Origin of the sequence: Halomonas sp. G15 (assembly GCF_021282295.1) — a bacterium.
In the GTDB taxonomy this organism is placed as follows: Bacteria; Pseudomonadota; Gammaproteobacteria; order Pseudomonadales; family Halomonadaceae; genus Halomonas; species Halomonas alimentaria.
The window spans coordinates 21,845-47,757 of record NZ_JAJSPA010000001.1; the positions used below are offsets into that span (position 1 = coordinate 21,845).

Below are 25,913 nucleotides of genomic sequence, written 5' to 3' on the forward strand. Positions count from 1 at the left end.
ACAACCGGGCTCACGCAGAGTCGGGCTTCCAATAAAGGCCGAGCCCCACAGGTAACGCTTATCTTCTACTCCCCTGCCCTGTAGAGCTTCTGGATGCTGGAGAAGTCGATGGCGCCGTTGCCCTGGCTGCTGTGAAGGGCGAAGAGGTTGCGGGCCTGTGAGCCCATGGGCACGGTTGCCTTGGAGCCGAGCGCCAGTTCCCAGGCGAGGCCGAGGTCCTTGGCCATCAGGTCGGTAAGGAAGCCGCCCTGGTAGTCGCGGCTGGCGGCGGAGCCTTCCATCACCCCGGGCCAGGGGTTGTAGACGTTGAGCGCCCAGTTGCCGCCGCTGCTCTGCTTCATGATCTCGGAGAGCACGGCGGGGTCCATGCCGTTCTTGACGCCCAGCGCCAGGGCCTCGGCGGTGCCGCTCATCAGGATGCCAAGCAGCATGTTGTTGCAGATCTTGGCGACCTGCCCGGCACCGCTGTCGCCGGCGTGGAAGATGTTCTTGCCCATGGCCTCGAGCACCGGCTTGGCCTGTTCGAAACCGGCCGCCTCGCCGCCGACGATAAAGGTCAGGGTGCCGGCCTTGGCGCCGCCCACGCCACCGGAGACCGGGGCGTCGAGCCAGGTCAGGCCCTTTTCCTTAGCGGCAGCGGCTACCGTGCGGGCATCCTCCGGTGAGATGGTGGAGGCGTCGATGATCAGCGGCTTGGCTTCCAGCGCCTCGAGCAGGCCGGGGGCACCGTCGCGGCCAAGGTAGAGCCCCTTGACATGGACGCCGGCGGGCAGCATCGAGATAACCACCTCGGCGCCCTTGGCCGCGCCCTCGGCGGTGGCGGCGCGCTTGGCGCCTTCGCTCTCCAGCGCCTGCATGGCGCTCTCGACCAGGTCGAAGACGGTGACATCGTGCCCGGCGTTGACCAGGTTGCTGGCCATGGGCGCGCCCATGTTACCGAGGCCGATAAAGGCGATTTTCATGATTGACTCCTTGTGATTGTTGAACACTACCCCACCCGATGACCCCAGCCAAGATCACGCAGCGGGTGCTCTTCGCTGGTCCAGGGGGACTGGAACATGGCGTCGATGAAGGTCTGCGGGACGCTGGCGACGTCGCTGTAGGTCCACTGGGGATTCTTGTCCTTGTCGATCAGCAACGCGCGCACGCCTTCGGTGAAGTCGCCAAGCCGGCCGCACTGCACCGAGAGAACCAGCTCGTCGCGGAAGGCGTCGGCGAGACTGGTATGGGCGTGGCGCTGGAGCATGCGCCACACCAGATGGGCGCTGATCGGACACCCGGCGGCGAGGCGCTTGCGGTTGGCGGCCAGCCACTTGTCGTCGCTGTCGTCGGCCAGGATCCGCGCCACGGCGGTCTCGACGTCGACGTTGCCGACCAGCGCCTGAAGGGTGTCTTGATGCGGCTGCACCTGACCCGCCGGGGCCTGGTCGCGGGCCTCGAAGCGGTCGAGCGCCGCCTGAACAGCGGCGCGGCGAGCCTGGGCGCTGCGATCGCCGAAGTCGGCCTCACCCAGGGCCTCGAGCACTGCCGCGCGCCGTTCGCGGGGCACGAAACGGTCGGCCAGACCCACATCCAGGGCATCACGGGCGTTGAGCTGCGCGCCGGTGAGACCCAGGTAGGCACCCACCCCGGGCGGCATGCGATTGAGGAACCAGCTGGCCCCGATGTCCGGGTAGAGCCCGATGGTGATCTCGGGCATGGCGATCAACGTGGTCTCGGTGACGATGCGGTGAGAGGCACCGGCGGTCAGCCCGAGACCACCGCCCATCACGATACCGTCGGCCCACACCATCACCGGCTTGGGGTAGGTGTGGATGCGGTAGTCGAGGCGATACTCCACGGTGAAGTAGGTAGCGGGAAGTTCACTGTGACGACCCGAGCCACGGTTCTCGCCCTCCTCGGTCAAGGCACGGTAGAGGGCGACCACATCACCGCCGGCGCAGAAAGCCTTCTCGCCGCTGCCCTCGAGCCATACGGCGACGATATTACGGTCCACCGCCCAGGCGTCGAGCTTGGCCTCTAGCTGACGCGCCATCTCCAGCGACAGCGAGTTGAGCGAACGCGGGGCGTTGAGGGTGGCGACGCCGATGCGTCCACCGCAGGCGGTGGGCAGCTCGTCGAAGATAACGGGAAGATCCGACATCTTGGTCTCCTGGTTTTTCAAGTGAGCTGCAGTGATTCGATCACACCATCGGCGAGCAGGCGCCGGGCGACAATCAGGCGCATGATCTCGTTGGTTCCCTCGAGGATCTGATGCACGCGGGTGTCGCGCACCAGCCGCTCCAGGGGGTACTCGCGGATATAACCATAGCCGCCATGCAACTGCAGGGCCTCGTTGCAGACATTGAAACCCATGTCGGTGGCAAAGCGCTTGGCCATGGCGCAGTGGGCAGGGGCCTCAGGGTCGTTGTTGTCCAGGCGCCAGGCGGCCTGGCGCACCATCAACCGGGCGGCGGTGAGCTCGGTGGCCATGTCCGCGATCTTGAACTGCAGCGCCTGGAACTGGTTGAGCTCGCGACCGAACTGCTTACGCTCGGCCAGGTAGTCGCGTGAGAGCGTCAGCGCCTGCTGGGCGGCACCGAGCGAGCAGCTGGCGATATTGAGGCGGCCGCCGTCGAGGCCTTTCATGGCGAACTTGAAGCCTTCGCCCTCCTCACCCAGGCGGTTGGTCACCGGTACCCGCACGCCATCGAAACTGACCAGGCGGGTCGGCTGGCTCTTCCAGCCCATCTTCTCCTCGTTCTTGCCATACTCGATGCCGGAAGCATCGGCAGGCACCACGATGGCGGAGACACCGCCAGCGCCGCAGTCCGGCGCGCCGGTGCGCGCCATCACCACCAACACCTCGGTGGCACCGGCACCGGAGATGAACATCTTGCTGCCGGAAATGACATATTCGTCGCCCTCGCGAACCGCCTTGGTGCGCAGGCTGGCGGCGTCGGAACCGGCACCGGGCTCGGTGAGGCAGTAGGAGCCGAGCGCCTCACCGGCTACCATGGCGGGCACCCAGGCCTCGCGCAGGGCGTCGTCGCCCCAGTTGGCGATCATCCAGGCCACCATGTTGTGGATGGTGAGATAGGCGGTGGTGGCGACGCAGCCCTGGGCGAGCTGTTCAAAGATCAGCGAGGCGTCGAGGCGCGAGAGTCCCAGCCCGCCGTGCTCCTCCGGGGTGTAGATGCCCAGGAAGCCGGCCTCCCCGGCGCGGCGGATCACATCGACGGGAAAGTGGGCGTTGGCGTCCCACTCGGCAGCGTGGTCGCTGAGCTCGGCCCGGGCGAAGTCGGCGGCGGCCTGAGCCAGCGCCTTCTGGTCGTCGGTCAAGGAGAAGTCCATGGAAGGTTCCTCGTCGTCTCGTTGTTATGAAAAGTCGCCATCAACATTCTTGTGACACCACAGTGATGTGCTTAGCGGTGCGCTGCAATGGCACCAACCTAGCACTTGCTTGGTTTATCCCATATCACCCCATGGTCGAACAAGCACTTTACGTTAACGTAAACCTCGGCTAGTGTTGCCAGCAGGCGGGCGAGCAACGCTCCGCTTGCCAATAAAAACGGAAGACGCTCATGACTCAACTACCCTCCACCCCGGCTCCCGCCACCGCTCAGGATGGCCCCCTGCCCCGTCAGCGGCGCACCTACAGCATCGGCGAGCTGGCCAAGATGTTCGAGGTGACCACGCGCACCATCCGCTTCTATGAGCAGGAGGGCCTGCTGGCCCCGGAGCGGCGTGGTCAGACTCGCATCTACAATGAGAAGGATCGCGTGCGCCTGAAGCTGACCCTGCGTGGCAAGCGCCTGGGCTTCTCGCTGGCCGAGATCCGCGAGGTGGTGATGATGTACGACGCCATGCCCGACGGGAATCGGCGTCAGCTGCGGCGTCTTCTCGAGATCCTGGCCGACAAGCGCGCCAACCTGGAGCGCCAGCTGGAAGATATCCGGCTGATGCAGCTCGAGCTCGACGATGTCGAGCGGCGCGCCCGGGACGTGCTGGCAAGCCTCGGTGATCAGAAGGACTGAGCCAGCCACCCGCCAGGATCATGATCGTGGTATCCCAACGCCCAACAATTCCAGGCCACAACAATCGCGAGACACGCTCATGACACGCCAACACAATCCTATCAGCTACGTCAGCGGCATCAGCGACACCCCACTCAAGGGTCAGACCATCGGTGACTGCTTCGACGACACCGTGGCCCGCTTCCCGGACCGCGACGCCCTGCTGAGCCGCCACCAGGGCCTGCGCTACACCTGGAAGGAGCTGCAGGCGGCGGTGGACGAGGCCGCCCGTGCCCTGCTCGCTCTGGGCGTGAAGAAGGGTGAGCGGGTCGGCATCTGGTCGCCCAACTGCGCCGAGTGGACCATCACCCAGTTCGCCACGGCGAAGATCGGCGCCATCCTGGTCAACATCAACCCCAGCTACCGCACCCATGAGCTGGAGTACGCGCTCAAGCAGTCAGGTGCCGCGACGCTGATCCTGCAGGGCATGTTCAAGACCTCAGACTATGTGGCGACCCTGGCCGAGCTGGCCCCGGAGCTGCGCGACGGTGGTCCCGGCACCTTCAAGAGCGCCAAACTGCCCGAGCTCAAGCGGGTGATCTGCCTGGATGCCGACCGCGCACTCACCGGCATGTTCAGCTGGCAGTCGATGCTGGCCCATGCCGACGAAGTCTCCGCCGAGCACCTGGCCGAGGTGCAGGCCACCCTGCAGTTCGACGACCCGATCAATATCCAGTACACCTCCGGCACCACCGGTGCGCCCAAGGGGGCCACCCTTTCGCACCACAATATCCTCAACAACGGCTTCTTCGTGGCGCGTACCATGGCGCTCACCGAGGAGGACCGCATGGTCATCCCGGTTCCGCTCTACCACTGCTTCGGCATGGTGATGGGCAACCTGGGCTGCGTGACCCACGGCGCCACCATGATCTACCCCGGCGATGGCTTCGACCCCGAACAGACCCTGCGCGCGGTCTCCGAGGAGAAGGCCACCGCCCTCTACGGCGTGCCCACCATGTTCATTGCCGAGCTGGAGCACCCGGAGTTCGAGAACTTCGACCTTTCGAACCTGCGTACCGGCATCATGGCGGGCTCCATCTGCCCCATCGAGGTGATGCGCAAGGTGATCGACCGCATGAACATGCAGGACGTCACCATCTGCTACGGCATGACTGAGACCAGCCCGGTAAGCTTCCAGACCCAGACCGACGCCCCGCTGGAGAAGCGCGTCACCACGGTGGGCACCATCCATCCGCATCTGGAGGTGAAGCTGGTGAGCCCGGAGACCGGCGCCGTGGTGCCCCGTGGCGAGACCGGCGAGCTGTGCACCCGTGGCTACAGCGTGATGCTCGGCTACTGGAACAACCCCGAGGCCACCGACAAGTCCATCGACGAGGCCGGCTGGATGCACACCGGTGATCTGGCGACCATGGATGACGAGGGCTACGTGGCCATCGTCGGGCGCATCAAGGACATGATCATCCGCGGCGGCGAGAACATCTACCCGCGCGAGATCGAGGACTTCCTCTACACCCACCCGGCCATCTCCGACGTCCAGGTGATCGGCGTGCCCGACGAGAAGTACGGTGAGGAAGTGATGGCCTGGGTCAAGCTCGCCGACGGCCAGGAGCTCGACGAGGAAGGCCTCAAGGCGTTCTGCAAGGGCCAGATCGCCCACTACAAGGTCCCGCGCTACGTGAAGTTCGTTGACGAGTTCCCGATGACCGTCACCGGCAAGATCCAGAAGTTCAAGATGCGCGAGGAAGCGACTCACGAGCTGGGACTGGCGTAAGCTGGTAGGAACCTCTTTGTGGGGGCTGGATTTGTGGGAGCCCGATATTGTGGGAGCCCGATTGCTGTGGGAGCCCGATTTATCGGCGATGGAAGAGGCCACCACAACACAGCCAGGCGCCTGTCGGCGCCATCGCCCGGAATCCGGGCTCCCACAGCTGGCTCGACCATTCAAACCCAGAAAAACCCCACGAGCCTCTCGGCCCGTGGGGTTTTCTTATAGCTTACAGCTCCGGGCGCAGCCAGGGGTCACATCCCCTTGGGGGCAAAGATCCCCGGGGCATTGCGCCAGTAGCCCTTGATATCCATACCGAAGCCGAACACGTAGCGGTCGGCGACCTCCAGGCTGCAGTAGTCGGCCTTGAGGCCGGGCACCGCCTTGCGGTCGTGCTGCTTGTCGACCAGCACCGCGGTGGTGATGCTGGCGGCTCCCGCCTCACGGCAGTAGTCGAGGATCGCAGCCAGGGTCGCTCCCTCGTCGAGGATATCGTCGACGATCACCACATGGCGTCCGGCCATGGGGACCTCCGGCGAGACACGCCAGAACAGCTCGCCGCCGCGGGTCTTGCCGCGGTAGCGGGTGGCGTGGATGTAGTCCACCTCCAGCGGGAAACCGAGGCGGGTCAGCAGGTGACCGGTAGTGATCAGCCCGCCGTTCATCACGCAGTAGAACACCGGCAGCTTGTCACCCAGGTCACGGGTGATCTCCTCGGCCATGCGGTCGAGGGCGCGCTCGACCTCCTCCTGGCTGATCAGGCAATCGGCGCTGGCCATCAGCTCGCGCATATCGGTCAACGACTGATGGATCTCGGGGTCGAGTCTGGACATCGGCAACAAATCTCGTGGTTGAATCGAATGTGGGGTCAGACCCCTCAGGACACTTGGGGGTCTGCCCCCAGGGCCTCGAGGTGGGCGTGCAGGCGGCGCCAGCGGGAGAGCGCCGGGAGGCTCTCCAGTTGGGGGCGGGGCCGGGCGAAGCGGAGCTTCGAGAGGCGCGGTGCGGGCTGGTGCTCACGACAGGCGTCGAGCACCTCCAGGGCGGCCTGACGGTCATTGCAGACCAGCAGCATGTCGCAGCCCGCGGAGAGCGCGGCCAGCGCCCGCTCGCCGGGAGAGCCCGCCGAGGCCGCACCGGCCATGCTGAGGTCGTCGGAGAAGATCACCCCCTTGAAACCCAGGCTCTCGCGCAACATGCCCAGCCAGGCAGGCGAGAAACCCGCCGGGCGCGTGTCGAACGCCGAATACACCACATGGGCGGGCATCACTGCATCGAGGCGTGAGGCCAGGCGCTGAAACGGCACCAGGTCGTGGGCACGCAGCGCCTCCAGGGGGCGATCGTCCACCGGCAGCTCATGATGCGAATCGGCAGACACGCTGCCGTGGCCGGGGAAGTGCTTGCCCACAGCTACCAGGCCGGCCTCGTGCAGGCCGTCGACGAAGGCGCCGGCCAGCGCCGCCACGGTCTCGGGGTAACTCGAGAAGCTGCGATCGCCGATCACCGTGGAGGTGCCGCCGTCGACATCGAGCACCGGGGCGAAGGTGATATCGATACCACAGGCGGCCATCTCCATGCCCAGCAGCCAGCCGGTATCCTGGCAAAGTCGCCGGGTGACCTCGGGGTGGCTGGCGACGTCGCGACCCAGGCGACGCATGGGGGGCAGTCGGGTCACGCCCTGGCGGATGCGCTGCACGCGCCCGCCCTCCTGGTCGATGCCGATCAGCAGGTTGGGACGCACCCGGCGGATCGCGTCGCACAGTTCACGAACCTGGGTGGCGGACTCGACATTGCGGGCGAACAGGATAACGCCACCCACCTCGGGGCGGCGCAGCAGCTGGTGTTCGTCGGGCGTCAGGCGCGCTCCCTCGAGGTCGAGCATCACCGGGCCCAGCGGCTGGGGCTGCGGTTGAGACCGGGGGTTGCTGTCAGTCATGTCAGGCCTCCTGAGCGCCGGCCGGGGCCGGTGCCGGCAGCGGCGCCTGCATGGCGGCGACCACCACCGGACGCAGGCGACGAACCAGGTCACGCACGGTGACGTGCTCGTCGTAGTCCTTCTCGGCAATATCGCGCAGGGCATCCAGGCCGGAGAGGGTGAAGATCACGGTGCCCAGCATGAAGTGCAGGCGCCAGAAGCGCTCGGCATCGGGCAACTCGGGCGTGGCCTGGCGAATCAGCTCGGTGAAGCGGGTGAAGACGCTGCCGTAATCCTGCTGGATATAGCGGCGCAGGTGGCCCTGGGCCTGACTGTAGGCAAGCCCCAGCAGGCGCATGAAGACCTTGAGACTGTTGCGCTCTGCCGGCACCTCCAGCACGCTGCGCGCCATGGTCTCGAGCAACTCCTCCAGGGGGATGGCCTGGCCCTGATAGCGGCGCTCGAGATCATCCAGGGCGCCGTGGAAGCGGTCGGTGAAGGGGTCGAGATAGCGAGCAAAGACCGCCTGGATCAGCGACTTCTTGGAGCCGAAGTGATAGTTCACCGCCGCCAGGTTGACCTTGGCCTTGCTGGTGATGGTGCGCAGCGACGTCTCGGCGAAGCCGCGTTCGGCGAACAGCACCTCGGCGGTATCGAGGATCCGGGTGACGGTATCGTTCTGTGCCATGGATGGAGCGCCTGGTTATAAACAATTGTTTCAAACGTGGTGCAATTCTACGTCAGACGCACGTTAAGGCTCAACGCTGGCCCCACGCAGCGTTTGAAACGATGTGAAATATGACTGTACGGAACAACATGCTGTATACTTGATCACTACGGTTACGCCATCCGCACTGGAGGACCCATGGCTCGCCCCCTGACACAGCGCCAGCAGAACGTCTACGACTTCATCGTCAAGACCATGCACGAGCTCGGTTACCCGCCGACACGCGCCGAAATCGCCCGCGCCCTGGGCTTCCGCTCGCCCAATGCCGCCGAGGAGCACCTGCGTGCCCTGGAACGCAAGGGTGCCATCCGCATGATCGCCGGCACCTCGCGGGGCATCCGCCTGCCCGCCCAGGAAGCCGAGACAGATACTGCCAGCGAGGAGCCGTCATCCCAGGGCCTGCCGATCATCGGCGAGGTCGCCGCCGGTAGCCCGATCCTGGCCGCCGAGCATATCGATCGCTACTGCCCGTTACCCCCCGAATACTTCACGCCCCGGGCCGACTATCTGCTGCGCGTTCGCGGCCTCTCGATGAAGGACGTGGGGATCCTGGAGGGTGACCTGCTCGCCGTGCACCGGACCGACCGGGTGCGCAACGGGCAGATCGTGGTGGCACGCCTGGAGGAGGAAGTCACGGTCAAGCGCTTCGAGCGCAAGGGCCACCGGGTGACCCTGGTAGCAGAGAACCCCGAGTTCTCTCCCATCGAGCTGGATCTGAGACATGATCCGCTGGAGATAGAGGGTATCGGCGTGGGCGTGATTCGTGGCGGTAACGGTCAGTCGCTCTCCTGAGCGCAAGATCCTCCACGCCGACTGCGACTGTTTCTATGCGGCAGTGGAGATGCGCGACAACCCGGCGCTGCGCGACATCCCTTTGGCCATCGGCGGGAGTGTCGAGCGGCGCGGGGTGATCGCTACCTGCAACTATCCGGCACGCGCCTTCGGTATCCATTCGGCGATGCCCACGGCGCGCGCCCTGCGCCTCTGTCCTCACCTCACCCTGCTGCGCGGTGACTTCGACAAGTACCGCGAGGTCTCCCACCAGATCCAGGCGATCTTCCACGAGCTCACCCCGCTGGTCGAGCCACTCTCGCTGGACGAGGCCTTCCTCGATGTTACCGGCGTGGAGCGTTTCTCGGGTAGCGCCACCTGGATGGCGCAATGGATCAAGCAGGAAAGCCTCAGGCGCACCGGCATCACCGTTTCCGTGGGTGCAGCACCCAGCAAGTTCCTGGCCAAGATCGCCAGCGACTGGGAGAAGCCCGATGGCCTCACGGTGATTACCCCCGAGCGTGTCGATGACTTCATCACTGCCCTGCCGGTAAAGAAGCTCCATGGCGTCGGCCCAGCAACCGGGGCAAGGCTGGATGCGCTGGGCATCGGCACCTGCTCGGAGCTGCGTGAACTGCCCCTGGAGCGGCTGGTCGAGGAGTTCGGCAAGTTCGGCAAGCGCCTCTTCGAGCTGGCCCGCGGCATCGACGACCGGCCGGTGAGGGTCGAGCGTGAGCGCAAGTCGGTGAGCGTGGAGACCACCTTCGCCCACGACCTGCCTGAACTGGCTCACTGCCGGGAGGCATTGGTGCCGCTGTGTGAGAAGCTCGAGGAGCGCCTGGCCCGCCATGGCCACCCGCCCCTCTCCGGTATCGTGATCAAGGTGCGCTTCGACGACTTCAGCCTGACCACCCTGGAGAGCCGGGGCCTGGCACCGACAGCGGAGAATTATGCGCGCCTGCTGGAACAGGCCTGGGAGCGCGGCCGCCGGCCGGTGCGCCTGCTGGGTGTCGGCACCCGACTGGTGGAGGCCGACGCACGGCGCCAGCTCAGCCTGGAGCTGTGACTTCCCTGTGGGGCCAGACCCCAAAGTCTCTTAGGACCTGCCCCAAGGGGGAGTTTCCTGTAGCCGAACCCACATGCCGCCGACCAAAGTGCAAGGCCCGCCACCATGGGCCTCGCTTAACATTGTCGACAGTCTCGCGTAGAATCGCCGCCACCTGAGACGGGAGTTCACACCCCTGTTCCACGCGCCAGAGGCTTGTTCCGGCGATGCTTTTCTTGCCGGGTCGCGACACTCTGGCCCCACTAGCAATGAGGGCCCTAACGTGCTTGAAGCCTATCGCCAACATGTCGAGGAGCGTGCCGCCGAAGGCGTGCCGCCTAAGCCGCTGAACGCCGAGCAGGTCGCCGCCCTGGTCGAGCTGCTGAAGAACCCGCCGGCTGGTGAGGAGGAGTTCATCCTCGACCTGCTGACCAATCGCGTACCCCCGGGCGTCGATGAGGCTGCCTACGTCAAGGCCGGCTTTCTGACCGCCATCGCCAAGGGCGAAGCCGAGTCGCCGCTGATCGACAAGATCCACGCAGTCAAGCTGCTGGGCACCATGCAGGGCGGCTACAACATCGTCTCCATGGTCGAACTGCTCGACGATGCCGAGCTGGCCAAGGAAGTGGGCGAGCAGCTCAAGCACACCCTGCTGATGTTCGACGCCTTCCATGACGTGGAAGAGCGTGCCAAGGCGGGCAACGCCGTGGCCAAGGATGTCATCCAGTCCTGGGCCGACGCCGAGTGGTTCCTCTCCAAGCCCGCCCTGGAAGAGAAGATCACTCTGACCGTGTTCAAGGTGCCGGGCGAGACCAACACCGACGACCTCTCCCCCGCCCCGGATGCCTGGTCGCGCCCCGATATCCCGGTGCACGCCAATGCCATGCTCAAGAACGAGCGGGATGGCATCGAGCCCGAGGAGCCCGGCGTCAAGGGCCCGCTCAAGCAGATCGAGGAAGTGAAGGCCAAGGGCTTCCCGGTCGCCTATGTCGGCGACGTGGTCGGTACCGGCTCCTCGCGCAAGTCCGCCACCAACTCGGTGCTGTGGTTCTTCGGCGACGACATCCCCAACGTGCCGAACAAGCGCGCCGGCGGTTTCTGCTTCGGCGGCAAGATCGCCCCGATTTTCTTCAACACCATGGAAGATTCCGGCGCCCTGCCCGTCGAGATGGACGTCTCCAAGATGGAGATGGGCGACGTCATCGACGTCTACCCCTACGAGGGCAAGGTCTGCAAGCACGGCACCGACGAGGTGCTGACCACCTTCGAGCTCAAGACCCAGGTGATCCTCGATGAGGTGCGCGCCGGTGGCCGTATCCCGCTGATCATCGGCCGTGGTCTGACCACCAAGGCGCGTGAGTCTCTGGGCCTGGCCCCTTCCGATGTCTTCCGCCTGCCGGAGCAGCCCGCCGACACCGGCAAGGGCTACACCCTGGCCCAGAAGATGGTCGGCAAGGCCTGCGGCATGGAGGGCGTGCGCCCGGGCATGTACTGCGAGCCGAAGATGACCACCGTGGGCTCTCAGGACACCACTGGCCCGATGACCCGTGACGAGCTCAAGGACCTCGCCTGCCTCGGCTTCCAGGCCGACCTGGTGATGCAGTCTTTCTGCCACACTGCCGCCTATCCGAAGCCGGTGGACGTGGATACCCACCACACCCTGCCCGACTTCATCATGAACCGCGGCGGCGTCTCGCTGCGTCCGGGCGACGGCATCATTCACAGCTGGCTGAACCGCATGCTGCTGCCCGACACCGTGGGTACCGGTGGCGACTCCCACACCCGTTTCCCGCTGGGCATCTCCTTCCCGGCAGGCTCGGGCCTGGTGGCCTTCGCCGCCGCCACCGGCGTGATGCCGCTGGACATGCCGGAGTCGGTGCTGGTGCGCTTCAAGGGCAAGCGTCAGCCTGGCGTCACCCTGCGTGACCTGGTCCACGCTATTCCCTACTACGGCATCAAGAACGGCCTGCTGACCGTCGAGAAGTCCGGCAAGAAGAACGCCTTCTCCGGTCGCGTGCTGGAGATCGAGGGCCTTGAGGACCTCACCGTCGAGCAGGCCTTCGAGCTCTCCGACGCCTCCGCCGAGCGCTCCGCTGCCGGCTGTACCATCACCCTGTCCGAGGACAGCGTGAGCGAGTACCTGAAGTCCAACATCACCCTGCTCAAGTGGATGATCGCCAATGGCTACGGCGACCGCCGTACCATCGAGCGCCGCATCCAGGGCATGGAGGAGTGGCTGGCCAACCCGAGCCTGATGCGCGCCGACAAGGACGCCGAGTACGCCGAGGTCATCGAAATCGACCTCGAGGAGCTCAAGGAGCCGGTACTCTGCGCCCCGAACGACCCGGACGACGCCCGCCTGCTCTCCGAGGTGGCCGGCGAGAAGATCGACGAGGTGTTCATCGGCTCGTGCATGACCAACATCGGTCACTTCCGTGCCGCGGGCAAGCTGCTCGAGAAGCAGCCGGCCGGCAGCCTGAAGACCCGCCTGTGGCTGGCCCCGCCGACCAAGATGGACCAGCACCAGCTGACCGAGGAGGGCTACTACGGCATCTACGGCCGCGCCGGTGCGCGCATGGAGATGCCGGGCTGCTCGCTGTGCATGGGTAACCAGGCCCGCGTTGCCGCCAAGAGCACCGTGGTCTCCACCTCCACCCGTAACTTCCCGAACCGCCTGGGCGACGGTGCCAACGTCTACCTCGCCTCCGCGGAACTGGCGGCCGTGGCCGCCGTGGAAGGTCGCCTGCCCACCGTCGACGAATACCGCCGTTACATGGGCGAGTTCGACGCCATGGCCGGCGAGATCTATCGTTACATGAACTTCCACGAGATCGAGGAGTATCAGAACGCCGCTTCCAACGTGATTCCGATCGCCCAGGAAGCCTGATACGCGGTATTCTGATATCCTCAGGTTCGACTCCGATGCTCGCAACATCGTAGGCCACCGTCCGCGGTGACCCGGGTTCTCCCCGAAGTCGATGAACGAAGCGCCCCGCAAGGGGCGCTTTTTTTATACCTGCTTGTGGGAGCCCGATATTGTGGGAGCCCGATTTATCGGCGATGGAAGTGGCCACCACAACACAGCCAGGCGCCTGTCGGCGCCATCGCCCAGGATCTGGGCTCCCACAAGACGGCACGGAAACCGTCAATGCCACCACGACAGCCTCGATCAGTAGCGGTAGGATGGGTATTCATCCTCTCTTGCTAAAGGAGCCCACCATGGACCAGGACACCTTCCAGCACAGCATTCGCAAGCTGCTCAAGAACGTCGGCGTGACCACCCAGCAGGAGATCGAGAAGGCGGTCGCCGAAGGTCTCGAGGCAGGCCACCTGCAGGGCAACGAGCGTCTTCCGGCACGGGTCACCGTGGAGGTGGACGGCCTCAGCCTGGCACTGACCTTCGACGGGGACATCACCCTTGAGTGACGCGGTGATCCGTGTCGAGGAGCTCGGCAAGAGCTTTGCCGGCGGCTTCGAGGCACTGCGCGACATCGACCTGGAGATCCGCCGTGGCGAGATCTTTGCCCTCCTCGGTCCCAACGGTGCGGGCAAGACCACCTTGATCAGCGTGATCTGCGGACTGGTCAACCCCAGCCGTGGGCGGGTGCTGGTCGATGGCTATGACAACGTGCGCCAGTTCCGCGAGGCTCGGGCGCGTATCGGCCTGGTGCCCCAGGAGCTGACCAACGACGCCTTCATCAAGGTGTGGGACACAGTGAGCTTCAGCCGCGGACTGTTCGGCAAGCCACCCGATCCGGCGCATATCGAGAAGGTACTGCGCTCGCTGTCGCTGTGGGAGAAGCGTAATAACCGCATGATCACCCTCTCCGGGGGCATGAAGCGCCGGGTGCTGATCGCCAAGGCGCTGGCCCACGAACCGGAGATCCTGTTCCTCGATGAGCCCACCGCCGGGGTCGACGTGGCCCTGCGCCGCGACATGTGGGAAGTGGTGCGCCAGCTGCGCAACAGCGGCGTCACCATCATCCTCACCACGCACTATATCGAGGAGGCCGAGGAGATGGCCGACCGCATCGGGGTGATCCGCTCCGGCGAACTGGTGCTGGTGGAGGACAAGCAGGCGCTGATGCAGAAGCTGGGTCGCAAGGAGCTGACGATCCACCTGCGCGACCCGCTGCAGACGGTGCCACAACGCCTCTCGGGCCATGGCTTGACGCTGACCGAGGAGGGCCACGCCTTGGTCTACACCTATGACGCCGAGGCGGGCGAGGACGACGGTACCGGCATCGCCGAGCTGCTCGGCGACCTGGAGGGGGCCGGCATCGCCGTCAAGGACCTGCACACTCGCCAGAGCTCCCTGGAGGAGATCTTCGTCAGCCTGGTCAAGGAGACAGCGTGAACCTCGAATCCGTGAAGACCCTCTACCTTGCCGAGATGGCGCGCAGCCTGCGCACCGTGCTACAGAGCATCGTCTCGCCGGTGCTCTCGACCTCGCTCTACTTCGTGGTGTTCGGCGCCGCCATCGGCTCGCGGATCAGCGAGGTGGACGGGGTGAGCTACGGCGCCTTTATCGTGCCCGGGCTGATCATGCTGATGCTGCTCACCCAGAGCGTCTCCAACGCCTCCTTCGGGATCTTCTTTCCGCGCTTCTCGGGTACCATCTACGAGGTACTCTCGGCACCCATGTCCTACTGGGAGGTGGTGGTCGGCTATGTGGGGGCGGCGGCCAGCAAGTCACTGATCCTGGGGCTTATCGTGCTGGCCACCGCACGACTGTTCGTGCCCTACTCCATCGAGCATCCGCTGATGATGATGCTATTCCTGGTGCTGACGGCGGCGACCTTCAGCCTGCTGGGTTTCATCATCGGCATCTGGGCCGACGGCTTCGAGAAGCTGCAGCTGGTGCCACTGCTGGTTATCACCCCGCTCACCTTCCTCGGGGGCACCTTCTACTCCATCGATATGCTGCCGCCCTTCTGGCAGGCGGTGACCCTGGCCAACCCGGTGGTCTACCTGGTGAGTGGCTTTCGCTGGAGCTTCTACGGCATCAGCGACGTCAGCCCACTGGTCAGTCTGGCCATGATCCTGCTGTTCCTGGGGGCGGCCATCGCCCTGGTGGCCTGGATCTTCCGCACCGGGTACCGCCTGAAGCCGTAATCGCCTCCCCCATACTGGCCCATCCGCTCTGAATGAAGGGGCCCCCAGCGCTTCCGGGTGGAGTAGCCACCGGGGCCGGCCCCATGGGCACCGACCGCCGACAACCTAGCGCGCGGCCTGCTCGCGAACGGCGTCCAGGTCCCACGCCTTGAGCAGCGCTACTGCGGGGTCACTGGACTCCAGCCGCTGGCCATCGACCTGAACCAGGATACGGCCATCCATCAGGAAGGAGACCTCGGCGCTACCACGCTCCGGGTTCCACTTGAGCAGCGCCGAGTCACGGCCGATGCGGATACGCTCCATATTGGGCTGGGCGGCGATCAGTGCCGGATTGTTGAACATGGCCGACATCGCCTGAATCATGGGGTTGTCGATCATCAGCTTGGCGGTCAGCCGCCCTTCTCCACCCTCCTGCTGGTACTCACGCTCCAGCATGCTGCCGCCGCCGCCGAACATCGCCGCCGCACCACCGCCACCGCTGGAGGCTACCTCGGCGGCACTCCACCCCTCGGGAGGCTCCGGGAAGGTCTCGCCGATGCGCCCCGCCATCAACTTGCGAATATCGCTGATGGCGAACTCCAGCTCGGTGATCGCCGCGCCATACTCCTGCTCCTGATAGAGCTCCAGGCCCAGCTCGATCTGCTCCGTGACCTCATCCGACTGCCCCAGGGCAGTGGAAGAGGCACCCAGTGCAGCGACCAGGACTCCTGTCGTCATCCACGTGATACCTGCTTTCATGATGGTTCTCCTTGTTGCTGTGGCGCCCATGCATGGCGAGTCCGCCGAGAGTTGGCAGGTTAAACGCAGGTTAGCCACTTTCTGCCGACTCGCCCCCCTTCGTTTGCAGGGGAGACATGGCCGTTGCTTCGACTAGGCTGAGGGCAAGCCTGGGGAAAGGAGGAACGATGTGAAGGCAATGCGGATAGCCCTGCTGCTCTGGGGAGTGCTGCTGACCGCACCATCCCTCGCCGCTGCCCCTCTGCCACCGCCCTCGGGGGAGGTCGTCCTGACGGTGGGCGGCGAGGTCGGCCTGACCAACGTGGCTGACGAGGCGCATCTGGATGCCGACATGCTGGCGGCCCTGCCCCGTGAACGACTGACGACCCATACCAGCGTCACCGATGGCCCCCAGACCTTCGAAGGCTTTCTGGCCCGCGACCTGCTGGATGCCCTGCATGCCGAGGGTGAAACGGTGACGGCCCTGGCCCTCAACGACTACCTGGCCGAGATCCCCGTCGCGGACTTCGAGCGCTATGACGTCCTGCTCGCCGACACCATGAACGGCGAGCGCCTGACCCGGCGCGACAAGGGGCCACTCTGGATCGTCTATCCCCGTGACGATCACGCCGAGTTGCAGGACATCCGCTACGACTATCGCTGGGTCTGGCAGCTGCACCGCCTCGAGGTCGAGTGATGACCAGGCTGCGTGCCATACCACCCTACGCCGTTCCCAGCCTGGTGATCGCGGCCCTGACCGCCTTCCTGGCCTTTGCCCTGGTGCGCCTCTTCCAGGTCGAACAGGCCATGCGCGTCAACGTCGACGAGAACATGCTATGGGTCGTCACCCAGGCGCAGGTGGCCAGTCACCGCCTGGACCAGGCGGTCAACCGACGGGCACTGGGCAACAGCGCCGAAGATCCCGAACTGCGCCTGGACATCCTCTCCAGCCGCCTGACCCTGATGGATGATGGCCCGCAGCGGCGCTACCTGGCGGCCGAGGGGCTGGAGCCGCGTCTCGACGAGGCGCTGGGCAGGATGCAGGCCTTGCGCGAGACCATCACGACAACACCGGGCGAGGCGCAGTTCGCGCCCGAGCGACTCACGCCTCACCTGGATGCGCTGATGGCCAGCCTCAACCGCATCGCCAACCGGGTGATGATGGCCGAGTGGGAAAACACCGGGTCACGCCTGGATACCTATCGCAACAGCCTCGAGAAGGTCATCGCCGCCATCGTCGGTATCGGCCTCAGCGGTGCGATACTGGTCATGTTGCTGGTCACCGCCCTGCGCCAACGGCGCGCGGCCCAGCGCGGGCTGATGGCCCACCGTGACCGCCTGGAGGAGGAGGTGGAACGGCATATCTACCGCTACCGACAGGCCGCCGAGGCCCTTGCCCAGGCACTCGACCGCGAACGCGGCGTCAGCGAGTTCTACCGTAGTTTCGCGGCCATGGTCTCGCATCAGTTCAGGACACCGTTGGCGGTGATCGACTCCGGCCTGCAACGGCTGCTGCGCCGTCATCACCAGTTCACACCGGAGCAGCGCAGCGAGCGCTATACGCGGCTGCGCGAGGCGGTAGCCCAGATGACTCGCCTGGTGGAGTCCTCGCTGACTGCGGCGCGACTCGACGGCAAGCAGGTCGAACCCAGCATGGGACGCCACTCCCTGAGCGGTATCGTCGACCACCTCTGCCGGCTGCAGTCGGAGGCCACCGGCACACAGCGCCTGAAAACGCAGCATGGCACACCGGAGCCCTGGGCCTGGTGCGACCGCGCCCTGACCGAGCAGGTGCTGGCCAACCTCGTCAACAATGCCCTGAAATATTCGCCCGGGGATCGGCCGGTGCGCATCACCACCGCCCGCGAAGGCGACCGGGTAATCTGCCAGGTCACCGACTTCGGTCCCGGGATTCCTGCCGATGAGCAGCCGCAGCTGTTCGAACGCTTCTACCGCGGCAGCAACGCCACGGGCACCGACGGCACCGGCCTGGGGCTGAACATCGCCCGTCACCTGGCACGCATCCAGCACGGCGACCTGACACTGCTCTCAACGCCGGATGAGGGCACCCGTGTGACCTTGTGGCTGCCCGCCGCGGATACCAGGGAGGCTGGCGATGAGCAGCCCTGAGCCCACAACCCGTCCACCGCTGATCCTGTGTGCCGAGGACCAGGAGGACCTGCGTGCGGATATCTGTGATGAGCTGAGGGAGTCCGGCTATGCCGTGCTCGAGGCGGCCGATGGTGACGCCACCCTGCAGCAGCTGGATGCCTGTACCCCGGACCTGATCCTTTGCGACATCAACATGCCGGGCCTCAACGGCTACGCGGTGCTCGATGCCGTGCGAGAACGCCGACCTCACCTGGCCGATACGCCCTTCGTGTTCCTGACCGCACTCTCCGACCCTCGAGACGTGGTCGACGGCAAGCGACTCGGCGCCGATGACTACCTGGTCAAGCCCATCGACTACGACCTGCTGCTGGCCACCGTTGCCGCCCGCCTGCGCCAGGTGCGGCGCATGCGCGACAAGTCCAACCATGAGTTGCAGGAGCTGCGCGAGGCCATGGCGACACTCCACCATGAAGCCTCACAGCAGGCCTTCCAGGCGGCCACCCGCGCCCTGGATCTGGTCGCTCCCGGCATGGTGCTGCTGGACGGCGAGGGCCGCATCACCTTCGCTAACCAGCGCGCACAACAGCTGGCAAGCGAGAGTGACGTGCTGGCATTGAACGCGACGCTCTCGGCAAGCGGGGCCATGGCCCGTCGCCTGCGCGAGTGCATCACGGCGGCGACCCAGGCCAGCCGGCAGGGAGAAGAGCCGGTCTTCTCCCTGCGCCTCCCCCATCGACCGGGGGATCACGGCCTGCTGGTACTGGTCTGCGCCCTGGGACAAGCGACGGATGCCGCCGGGACCGAGGCCAGCGTGGTGGCGCTGCTGTCGGCACCGGACCAGCGGCCACCACTGCCGCGCGGGGTGCTGGCCAGCCTGTTCGGGCTGACCCCCACCGAGACCCGTATTGCGCTGGCCTTGCTGGAGGGGCTGCGCACCGAGGAGATCGCCGAGCAGATGAGCGTCTCCCCCACCACCGTGGCATTTCACCTGCGCAACCTCTTCCAGAAGACCGACACCCATCGCCAGGCCGACCTGATCGCCCTGCTGATGGCCGGTTCGATGACCGCCTATCTCGAGGGGCGCTGATGCGACATCGCCTATCGGCAAGGCACCGCGACAGGTATCATCCGGCTCCTCGTCCACCACCGCGGGAGCCCCCATGCCGATTCTCAACGCCATCGTTCATCGCATCGAGAAAGCCGGCGACGCCCCGGCCCGCCTGCTGGCAGCAAGCGAGCCTCTGTCCGCCTCGGATACCCTGGAGGCCATGCTCGAGGGCCTGACGCGGGCCTACCACGCCAAGAGCAAGGCCTGGGGCCACTTCAGCGATACGACAATGGGGGCCGGCAACGTGGAGGGTGAGGAAGCCGACGCGCCCGCCTCTCCGCTGGCCGCGGAGATCACCGACTACCTCGCGGATAAGCGCGACTTCGTTACCCTGACGCGCGGCATCGCCGAGCGTCTGGCCAGGCTGCTGGACGCGCACCTCTCGGTATCCGGCGATCTGATGGTGCTGGATACCCGTTTCGGCGATGCGCGCTTCCTGACCCTGGCCCTGCTGCACCATCGCGAGGGGTTCGCCATCGACGAGGCCCTGCAGCCGGTACCGGCACGCCAGCTCAACCTGACGCAGATGAGCCTGGCCGCTCGGCTGGATATCAGCCAGTGGCAAAGCGGCGATTCCCGGCAGTACCTCTCCTGGACCCGCGAGCGCGGCGGAAAGGCGCTGGCCGAGGGGTTTGCGGCGCTGCTCGGCGGGGTTGAAGGCGTCGATGCCCCGGGAGAGACCCGCACCCTGCTCAAGGCCTTCAGCGACTACGTGGAGAAGGAGGATCTGGCCGAAGAGGCCAGCCGCGAGAAGACCGAGACGCTGGTCGACTATGCCAGCGAGCAAGCCAGTCGCGGAGAGCCGGTGACCCTGGAGGAGCTCTCGGGCCTGCTCGACGAGCAGCAGCCCAAGGCCTTCTACGACCACATTCGTAACGCCGACTACGGGCTGTCGCCGGAGATCCCGCCGGACAGGAAGACCCTCAACCAGTTCAAGCGCTTCACTGGCCGCGCGGGCGGGGTCTCGATCAGCTTCGACTCCCACCTGCTGGGCTCCAGCGTGGAGTACGACGAGCAGAGCGACCGGCTGATCATCAAGCAGGTGCCCAAGCAGTTGAAGGAGCAGCTCAAGCGCCAGGGATAGCCGTGTGCCTCCCTGGCAGCAGGACTCACACGAGGTGGGGCTGCAACCACTGACGCAGCTGTGACCCCTGCATCGCGCCGGCCTGGCGTGCCACCTCGCGCCCGCCCTTGAACACGATCAGGGTGGGAATGCTGCGGATGCCGAAGCGCCCGGCCAATGCCTGTTCCGCCTCGGTATCGAGCTTGGCGAAGCGCATGCGCGGCTCCAGCTCGCGGGCCGCCTCGGCAAAGATCGGCGCCATCATCTTGCAGGGACCGCACCAGCCGGCCCAAAAGTCCACCACCACAGGCAGTTCGCTGCGCTCCACCAGGGCCCGGAAGTTGGCCGAGGTCAGCGCCACCGGCTCGCCGGTAAAGAGTGGCTGCTTGCACTTGCCGCAGGTGGGACCGTCGTTCAGGCGCGCCCGGCTGACGCGGTTGACGGCGTGGCAATAGGGGCATCCCAGGGTCAGGGCGTCGGACATGGTGGAGTCTCCAGGCAGAAAATCATCCCTCTCGAATATGGCGCCTGCCCGCCTCCCCTTCAAGCGACACGCCGTCGCGCCTCCCTGTGGCCACCCCGAGTTGCCATGCGGGTACCTTGCCCGACCGCTATGGTCGGCGCATGCTGCCCTCCTTCCCTGTCTGTCGAGACCCGCGATGCCTTCACCAGTGGCTCATGAGTGCGACATTCCGCCCGACACTGGACGGTGAGGGAGTTGACCCAGATCACGGTGGCGGATCGGTCCGAGCCCTAGCATATCGCGCTACCGAATACCCTGATAACCACGTTGAGGTTTGCGCGATGCACAAGGATTGGAAGAAGACCACCCAGGACCTCTCTGCCCTCATGCAGGAGGTACGCAAGGGCGTTCCCGAGGTCGCCAAAGGCTTTACGCAGATGGCCAAGGGGGCCAACGTCGATGGCGCCCTGTCCCATAAGCACAAAGAGCTAATGGCCCTGGCCATCGGCATCAGCACCCGCTGCGAGGGCTGCATCGCCTTCCACGCCAAGGCGGCCGCGGATCTCGGTGCCAGCCGCGACGAGATCATGGAGACCATCGGCGTGGGTATCTACATGGGTGGCGGCCCGGCCTTCACCACCGGCGCCCAGGCGCTGGAAGCCTACGACACCTTCGCCGCCGAGCGCGGCTGAGCGGGCTAGCCGAACAGCCCCAGCTGGCGATCGACCAGAGCGGCGAAGTCGTCGCCCACGAAGGGCAGGATGGCATCCGCCACAGGTTGCAGCTGGCGGCTCAGGTAGTGGTCGATATCGATGGGCGAATGCCACGCCTCCAGAGGCTGCGGACCGGCCACGGTGATCACGTAGCGAATCCAGCCACCACGCTGATAGCGGCGCGGACGGCCCAGCCGATCATTCTCGACATCGGCCAGGCGGGCCGCCCGAACATGGGGCGGCACGTTGCGTCGGTACTCCTCCAGGCGACGCCGCAGACGCTTGCGGTAGACCAGCCGCTCATCCAGCGACGTGCCTCTGGCGCCTTCGATAAAGGCAGCCACGTAGCCACGCACGTAGTCCCGGTACGGTTCATCCTGGAAGATGCGCCGGTATAGCTCGCGCTGAAACTGTTGCGCCAGTGGCGTCCAGTCGCTGCGTACCGTCTCCATGCCCTTGAAGACGATCCGCTCCTCCCCTGCTGGATCGCACACCAGTCCGGCATAGCGCTTCTTGCTGCCCGCTTCGGTACCGCGGATGGTAGGCATCAGGAAGCGTCGATAGTGGGTCTCAAACTGCAGCTCCAGGGCACTGGCCAGGCCATATTCGACCTCCAGATGGTCGCGCCACCAGGCGTTGACGTGGTCCACGAGCGCCTTTCCGATTGCCGCGGCGTCGGCCTCTCCACAGGCCCGCCCGAGCCAGACAAAGGTAGAGTCGGTGTCGCCATAGATAACGGTATATCCCTTATCCTCGATCAGTTCACGCGTCCGTCGCATGATCTCGTGCCCGCGCAGGGTGATCGACGAGGCGAGACGTGCATCGAAGAAGCGACAGCCCCGGGAACCCAGTACGCCGTAGAAGCTGTTCATGATGATCTTCAGCGCCTGTGAGAGCGGCGCGTTGCCCTCCGCCTTGGCCACCTCGCGACCCGCCCAGACCCGCTCGACGATGGCCGGCAGTGCATGGCGGGTGCGCGAGAAGCGGGCCTCGCGAAAACCCGGCACCGAAGCTGCGTCAGAGGGCTCGGCCAACCCCGCCACCAGCCCCGCCGGGTCGATCAGGAAGCTGCGGATGATGGAGGGATAGAGACTCTTGAAATCCAGCACCAGCACCGAATCGTAAAGTCCCGGACGGGAGTCCATCACTAAGCCACCGGGGCTCTCGGCCGCCTCTCCCTCACCGAGGTTGGGTGCCACCCATCCCAGCCGGTGCAGCCGTGGCAGGTAGAGGTGGGTAAAGGCCGCCACCGAGCCGCCGCTGCGGTCGGCGGGCATGCCGGTCACCGTGGCCCGCTCCAGCAGGAAGGTCAGCAGCTCGGTCCTGGCGAAGATGCGAGTGACAAGCTCACAATCCTTGAGGTTGTAGCGGGCAAGCGCCGGCTTGTCCTCGGCGAACATGCGCAGGATATCGTCGAGGCACCGGTAGGGATCTTCGATCGCCTTGCCCTCGCCGAGCAGTGCCTGGGCCACGTTCTCCAGGCTGAAGGAGGGAAAGCTCCAGGTAGCCGAGCGCAGCGCCTCGATGCCATCGATGATCAGCCGCCCCTCGGCAGTGGCAAAGAGATGGCTGGGCTGGTGGCCATGGGCGCGCAGCTCGAGTTGTGCCCCGCCGCGCCCGAGCCTCAGCGGCACTCCCAACTGCCGGGAATGCTCATGCAGCAGACGCAGGTCAAACTGAACCAGGTTCCAGCCGATGATGGCATCGGGATCGAACTCGGCGAACCAGGCGTTCAGCCGTTCGAGAAGCTCGCCTCGGGTGGCGCAGTAGTCGAGACAAAAGTCCCGCTCGCCTGACTCGCCGTTGGCCGGCCCCAGCATGTAGACCTGGCGCTGCCCGCAGCCTTCCAGAGCAATGGAGTAGAGCTCGCCCCGGGCGCTGGTCTCGATATCCAGCGAGACCGTGCGCAGACGTGGGCGGTAGTCGGGGGCCGGGCGCAGGCGCGCCTCGACCAGGCCACCCTCCCCGTCCGGAGACCCCTGCACCTCAACGGGCGCGGTGATGAACCGCTCCATCAGATAGCGCTCCGGAGGACGGATGTCGGCCTCGTAGAGCGTGACGCCAACCTCCTGCAGGCGACGCTCCGCCGCCTGCAGCTGACGATAGTGCCGCGCATATAGCCCAAGGACCGGTCGGTGCCGAAAGTCTTTCAGCTCGAGGCCACGCAGCTCGAGGCCCGCTTCGCTACCGACCACCGCTTCGGCCTCGGCACGCTGCTCAGCCGGCAGGAAGGCCACCGCGTGCTGCACTGGCAGGGTGACGCACAGTGGCCCCTCATCGGTGGCCAGCCACAGCCACACCCGGATGCCCTCGGCGGCATCCTGCCAGTGGCGGGTCAGGATGAATCCTTGTCGACTCGGCAAAGGGCTACCCCAGGGCGACCAGTCGCCGCAGCCCTGCCGCGGAATCCGCCATGGCCAGCCAGGTCACGGCGCCAAGATTCAAGGCGACGCATCCCCAGAGGATCATCCCGAAGGGCTGCTTACGGGTCTTGTGGCGAAACCAGCGCCGCGCCAGCAGGGCGCCGGGCCAGCCTCCCACCAGAGCGACAAGCTGCAGGGTCGACTCGCGGATGCGTCGCCGATCTCGGCGCGCCGCGGCCTTGTCGATGCCATACAGGCCCAGGGCCACCAGGCTTGCCAGCAGGTAGACACCGAGTATCCAGATCATCGCGTTAACCTCACCTTGGGCATGCGAGTGCCGGGTTGATTGGAAGAGGGAGCCTACCGCACTCCATGGCCGGGAAGCAGCTCGAGAGGGATCATGCCGAATTGGCATGGCCTGGGGAGTGCGCGTCGATACCGCAGCGCAGCATCGCGTGCTATAAGGAAGGGGCTTTTCCACCCTTCCCTTCCTTCCCAGGACACACTGCCATGCCTACCGGCTGTCACCCTTCAGCCTGGCCGCGGAACCTCCGCCGGCCGGGTCTTCTGCTGTCCGTCGTTTCCGTTCTGCTGCTTGCCGGCGCTCCCGCCCATGCCGCCACCGGCCCCCTGGACCTGACCGGGTCGCTTTCCGGATTCGTGGCGGTGGCGCTGTTCATCCTCGCCTATGCGCTCGTCATGGGCGAGGAGAAGCTGCATATGCGCAAGTCCAAGCCGGTGCTGATCGCCGCCGGCCTGATCTGGGCGCTGATCGGCTGGGTCTATGTGCAGGCCGGCATGCCCATTGATGCCGAGCACGCCTTCCGCGAGACCCTGCTCGAGTTCACCGAGCTGATGCTGTTCCTGCTGGTGGCGATGACCTATATCAACGCCATGGAGGAGCGCCGGGTGTTCGATGCCCTGCGCGCCTGGATGGTGCGCAAGGGTTTCAGCTATCGACAGCTGTTCTGGATCACCGGCGGCCTGGCCTTCGTGATCTCCCCCATCGCCGACAACCTGACCACCGCCATGCTGATGTGCGCGGTGGTGATCAAGGTGGCCGAGGGCGACAAGCGCTTCATCAACATGGCGTGCATCAATATCGTGGTAGCGGCCAACGCCGGCGGCGCCTTCAGCCCCTTCGGCGATATCACCACCCTGATGGTGTGGCAGGCCGGCATGGTCAAGTTCTACGAGTTCTTCGCCCTCCTGGGCCCCTCGCTGGTCAACTTCCTGGTACCCGCCCTCGCCATGAGCCTGTTCATCGGCAATCGCACCCCGGAGGGTGTGCAGGAGGAGGTGGAACTCAAGCGTGGCGCACGCCGCATCGTGCTGCTCTTCCTGCTCACCGTGGCCACCGCCGTGGCCTGCCACAGCCTGCTGCACCTTCCGCCGGTGCTGGGCATGATGACGGGCCTGGGCTACCTGCAGTTCTTCGGCTTCTTCCTGCGCCGTACCCTGCCCCGCTCACTGGAACGCAAGCGCGCCCGCTACACGCGCCTGGGCGACGACAAGCGTCTGGCCCAGCTCGGCAGCGTGTTGCCCTTCGACGTCTTCAACCGTGTTGCGCGCGCCGAGTGGGACACCCTGCTGTTCTTCTACGGCGTGGTAATGTGCGTGGGGGGCCTGGGGTTCATGGGCTATCTCGGCCTGCTCTCCGAGGCGCTCTACACCGGCTGGGACGCCACCTGGGCCAACATCGCCCTGGGCCTGATCTCGGCGGTGGTGGACAACATCCCGGTGATGTTCGCGGTGCTGACCATGCAGCCGGAGATGTCCCACGGCCACTGGCTGCTGATCACCCTGACCGCCGGCGTGGGTGGCAGCCTGCTCTCCATCGGCTCCGCCGCCGGGGTGGCACTGATGGGCCAGGCCCGCGGCTACTACACCTTCGCTGGCCACTTGCGCTGGGCGCCGATAATCGCCCTGGGGTATGTCGCCAGCATCCTGGTGCACCTGTGGCTCAACGCCGGGAGCTTCCAGGTCTACGGGTAGCAACGGGTTGCCGTGATTTTCCTCG

Annotated in this window: 24 protein-coding genes; 14 read left to right on the plus strand and 10 right to left on the minus strand. The window is 65.8% G+C overall.

Annotated features, from left to right (window positions below):
- Positions 1-65: 65 nt before the first annotated feature.
- Genes mmsB through LWH48_RS00110 form a run of 3 tightly spaced genes read right to left on the minus strand, consistent with a single transcriptional unit; the run spans position 66 to position 3,333 of the window.
- Complete coding sequence (mmsB, locus tag LWH48_RS00100; protein WP_232910794.1) at positions 66-962, minus strand: 3-hydroxyisobutyrate dehydrogenase; 897 nt, start codon at positions 960-962, stop codon at positions 66-68.
- Positions 963-988: 26 nt separating this feature from the next.
- Positions 989-2,143 carry an enoyl-CoA hydratase/isomerase family protein gene (locus tag LWH48_RS00105; protein WP_232910795.1) on the minus strand — a complete coding sequence of 385 codons (1,155 nt, stop codon included), beginning with the start codon at positions 2,141-2,143 and terminating at the stop codon, positions 989-991.
- Positions 2,144-2,160: 17 nt separating this feature from the next.
- Complete coding sequence (locus LWH48_RS00110) at positions 2,161-3,333, minus strand: acyl-CoA dehydrogenase family protein (protein ID WP_232910796.1); 1,173 nt, start codon at positions 3,331-3,333, stop codon at positions 2,161-2,163.
- Positions 3,334-3,563: 230 nt separating this feature from the next.
- On the opposite strand from LWH48_RS00110, the gene LWH48_RS00115 reads away from it, so the two are divergent.
- Together LWH48_RS00115 and LWH48_RS00120 are read left to right on the plus strand one after the other, a co-directional pair.
- Positions 3,564-4,016, plus strand: a complete 453-nt coding sequence (locus LWH48_RS00115; RefSeq protein ID WP_269816039.1) for a MerR family transcriptional regulator — start codon at positions 3,564-3,566, stop codon at positions 4,014-4,016.
- 79 nt (positions 4,017-4,095) lie between these two features.
- On the plus strand, positions 4,096-5,787 hold the full coding sequence (locus tag LWH48_RS00120; protein WP_232910797.1) for an AMP-binding protein: 1,692 nt from the start codon (positions 4,096-4,098) through the stop codon (positions 5,785-5,787).
- 248 nt (positions 5,788-6,035) lie between these two features.
- On the opposite strand, the gene LWH48_RS00125 is transcribed toward LWH48_RS00120, so the two are convergent.
- The 3 genes from LWH48_RS00125 to LWH48_RS00135 are packed head-to-tail and all read right to left on the minus strand — an operon-like array spanning position 6,036 to position 8,384.
- The gene (locus tag LWH48_RS00125; protein WP_161431944.1) at positions 6,036-6,614 is read right to left on the minus strand and encodes a hypoxanthine-guanine phosphoribosyltransferase; all 579 of its coding nucleotides are present in this window, start codon (positions 6,612-6,614) and stop codon (positions 6,036-6,038) included.
- A gap of 44 nt (positions 6,615-6,658) precedes the next feature.
- On the minus strand, positions 6,659-7,717 hold the full coding sequence (gene nagZ / locus LWH48_RS00130; RefSeq protein ID WP_232910798.1) for a beta-N-acetylhexosaminidase: 1,059 nt from the start codon (positions 7,715-7,717) through the stop codon (positions 6,659-6,661).
- Position 7,718: 1 nt separating this feature from the next.
- Positions 7,719-8,384, minus strand: coding sequence for a TetR/AcrR family transcriptional regulator (locus LWH48_RS00135; protein ID WP_232910799.1), 666 nt, complete (start codon positions 8,382-8,384; stop codon positions 7,719-7,721).
- 177 nt (positions 8,385-8,561) lie between these two features.
- Between LWH48_RS00135 and lexA the strand changes: the two genes are divergently transcribed.
- From lexA to LWH48_RS00165, 6 genes are all read left to right on the plus strand, one after another.
- Positions 8,562-9,215, plus strand: coding sequence for a transcriptional repressor LexA (gene lexA / locus LWH48_RS00140; RefSeq protein WP_232910800.1), 654 nt, complete (start codon positions 8,562-8,564; stop codon positions 9,213-9,215).
- Positions 9,187-10,260, plus strand: a complete 1,074-nt coding sequence (dinB, locus tag LWH48_RS00145; protein ID WP_332875596.1) for a DNA polymerase IV — start codon at positions 9,187-9,189, stop codon at positions 10,258-10,260. The genes lexA and dinB overlap by 29 nt, the downstream gene beginning before the upstream one ends.
- A 262-nt stretch (positions 10,261-10,522) precedes the next feature.
- Positions 10,523-13,126, plus strand: coding sequence for a bifunctional aconitate hydratase 2/2-methylisocitrate dehydratase (gene acnB / locus LWH48_RS00150; protein ID WP_161431939.1), 2,604 nt, complete (start codon positions 10,523-10,525; stop codon positions 13,124-13,126).
- Positions 13,127-13,458: 332 nt separating this feature from the next.
- Positions 13,459-13,665: a DUF6494 family protein gene (locus LWH48_RS00155; protein WP_161431938.1), complete on the plus strand. Its 207-nt coding sequence runs from the start codon at positions 13,459-13,461 to the stop codon at positions 13,663-13,665.
- Complete coding sequence (locus LWH48_RS00160) at positions 13,658-14,596, plus strand: ABC transporter ATP-binding protein (RefSeq protein ID WP_232910801.1); 939 nt, start codon at positions 13,658-13,660, stop codon at positions 14,594-14,596. Before LWH48_RS00155 ends, LWH48_RS00160 begins: the two co-directional genes overlap by 8 nt.
- The gene (locus tag LWH48_RS00165) at positions 14,593-15,354 is read left to right on the plus strand and encodes an ABC transporter permease (protein WP_232910802.1); all 762 of its coding nucleotides are present in this window, start codon (positions 14,593-14,595) and stop codon (positions 15,352-15,354) included. The genes LWH48_RS00160 and LWH48_RS00165 overlap by 4 nt, the downstream gene beginning before the upstream one ends.
- A 105-nt stretch (positions 15,355-15,459) precedes the next feature.
- Here the strand turns inward: LWH48_RS00165 and LWH48_RS00170 are convergent, their stop codons facing one another.
- Positions 15,460-16,092 carry a hypothetical protein gene (locus tag LWH48_RS00170; protein WP_232910803.1) on the minus strand — a complete coding sequence of 211 codons (633 nt, stop codon included), beginning with the start codon at positions 16,090-16,092 and terminating at the stop codon, positions 15,460-15,462.
- Between the two features lie 178 nt (positions 16,093-16,270).
- Between LWH48_RS00170 and LWH48_RS00175 the strand changes: the two genes are divergently transcribed.
- From LWH48_RS00175 to LWH48_RS00190, 4 genes are all read left to right on the plus strand, one after another.
- Positions 16,271-16,768, plus strand: a complete 498-nt coding sequence (locus LWH48_RS00175) for a molybdopterin-dependent oxidoreductase (RefSeq protein ID WP_232910804.1) — start codon at positions 16,271-16,273, stop codon at positions 16,766-16,768.
- Positions 16,768-18,201 carry a sensor histidine kinase gene (locus tag LWH48_RS00180; RefSeq protein WP_232910805.1) on the plus strand — a complete coding sequence of 478 codons (1,434 nt, stop codon included), beginning with the start codon at positions 16,768-16,770 and terminating at the stop codon, positions 18,199-18,201. Before LWH48_RS00175 ends, LWH48_RS00180 begins: the two co-directional genes overlap by 1 nt.
- A complete protein-coding gene (locus LWH48_RS00185) occupies positions 18,188-19,270 on the plus strand; it encodes a response regulator (protein WP_232910806.1) in 1,083 nt (360 codons plus the stop codon). Before LWH48_RS00180 ends, LWH48_RS00185 begins: the two co-directional genes overlap by 14 nt.
- Positions 19,271-19,343: 73 nt before the next feature.
- Positions 19,344-20,375 carry a nucleoid-associated protein gene (locus tag LWH48_RS00190; RefSeq protein WP_232910807.1) on the plus strand — a complete coding sequence of 344 codons (1,032 nt, stop codon included), beginning with the start codon at positions 19,344-19,346 and terminating at the stop codon, positions 20,373-20,375.
- A 25-nt stretch (positions 20,376-20,400) separates the two neighbouring features.
- Here the strand turns inward: LWH48_RS00190 and trxC are convergent, their stop codons facing one another.
- Positions 20,401-20,838, minus strand: a complete 438-nt coding sequence (trxC, locus tag LWH48_RS00195) for a thioredoxin TrxC (RefSeq protein WP_232910808.1) — start codon at positions 20,836-20,838, stop codon at positions 20,401-20,403.
- Between the two features lie 320 nt (positions 20,839-21,158).
- Here trxC and LWH48_RS00200 point away from each other — a divergent pair, with 320 nt between their 5' ends.
- Entirely contained in the window at positions 21,159-21,509 is a 351-nt protein-coding gene (locus LWH48_RS00200) for a carboxymuconolactone decarboxylase family protein (RefSeq protein ID WP_213313143.1), read from the plus strand.
- Positions 21,510-21,514: 5 nt separating this feature from the next.
- Here LWH48_RS00200 and LWH48_RS00205 read toward each other — a convergent pair whose 3' ends face one another.
- Both LWH48_RS00205 and LWH48_RS00210 read right to left on the minus strand, forming a co-directional pair.
- The gene (locus LWH48_RS00205; protein WP_232910809.1) at positions 21,515-23,893 is read right to left on the minus strand and encodes a DNA polymerase II; all 2,379 of its coding nucleotides are present in this window, start codon (positions 23,891-23,893) and stop codon (positions 21,515-21,517) included.
- A 4-nt stretch (positions 23,894-23,897) separates the two neighbouring features.
- A complete protein-coding gene (locus LWH48_RS00210) occupies positions 23,898-24,200 on the minus strand; it encodes a DUF1294 domain-containing protein (protein WP_232910810.1) in 303 nt (100 codons plus the stop codon).
- Between the two features lie 203 nt (positions 24,201-24,403).
- On the opposite strand from LWH48_RS00210, the gene nhaD reads away from it, so the two are divergent.
- Positions 24,404-25,888: a sodium:proton antiporter NhaD gene (gene nhaD / locus LWH48_RS00215; RefSeq protein WP_232910811.1), complete on the plus strand. Its 1,485-nt coding sequence runs from the start codon at positions 24,404-24,406 to the stop codon at positions 25,886-25,888.
- Positions 25,889-25,913 lie beyond the last annotated feature (25 nt).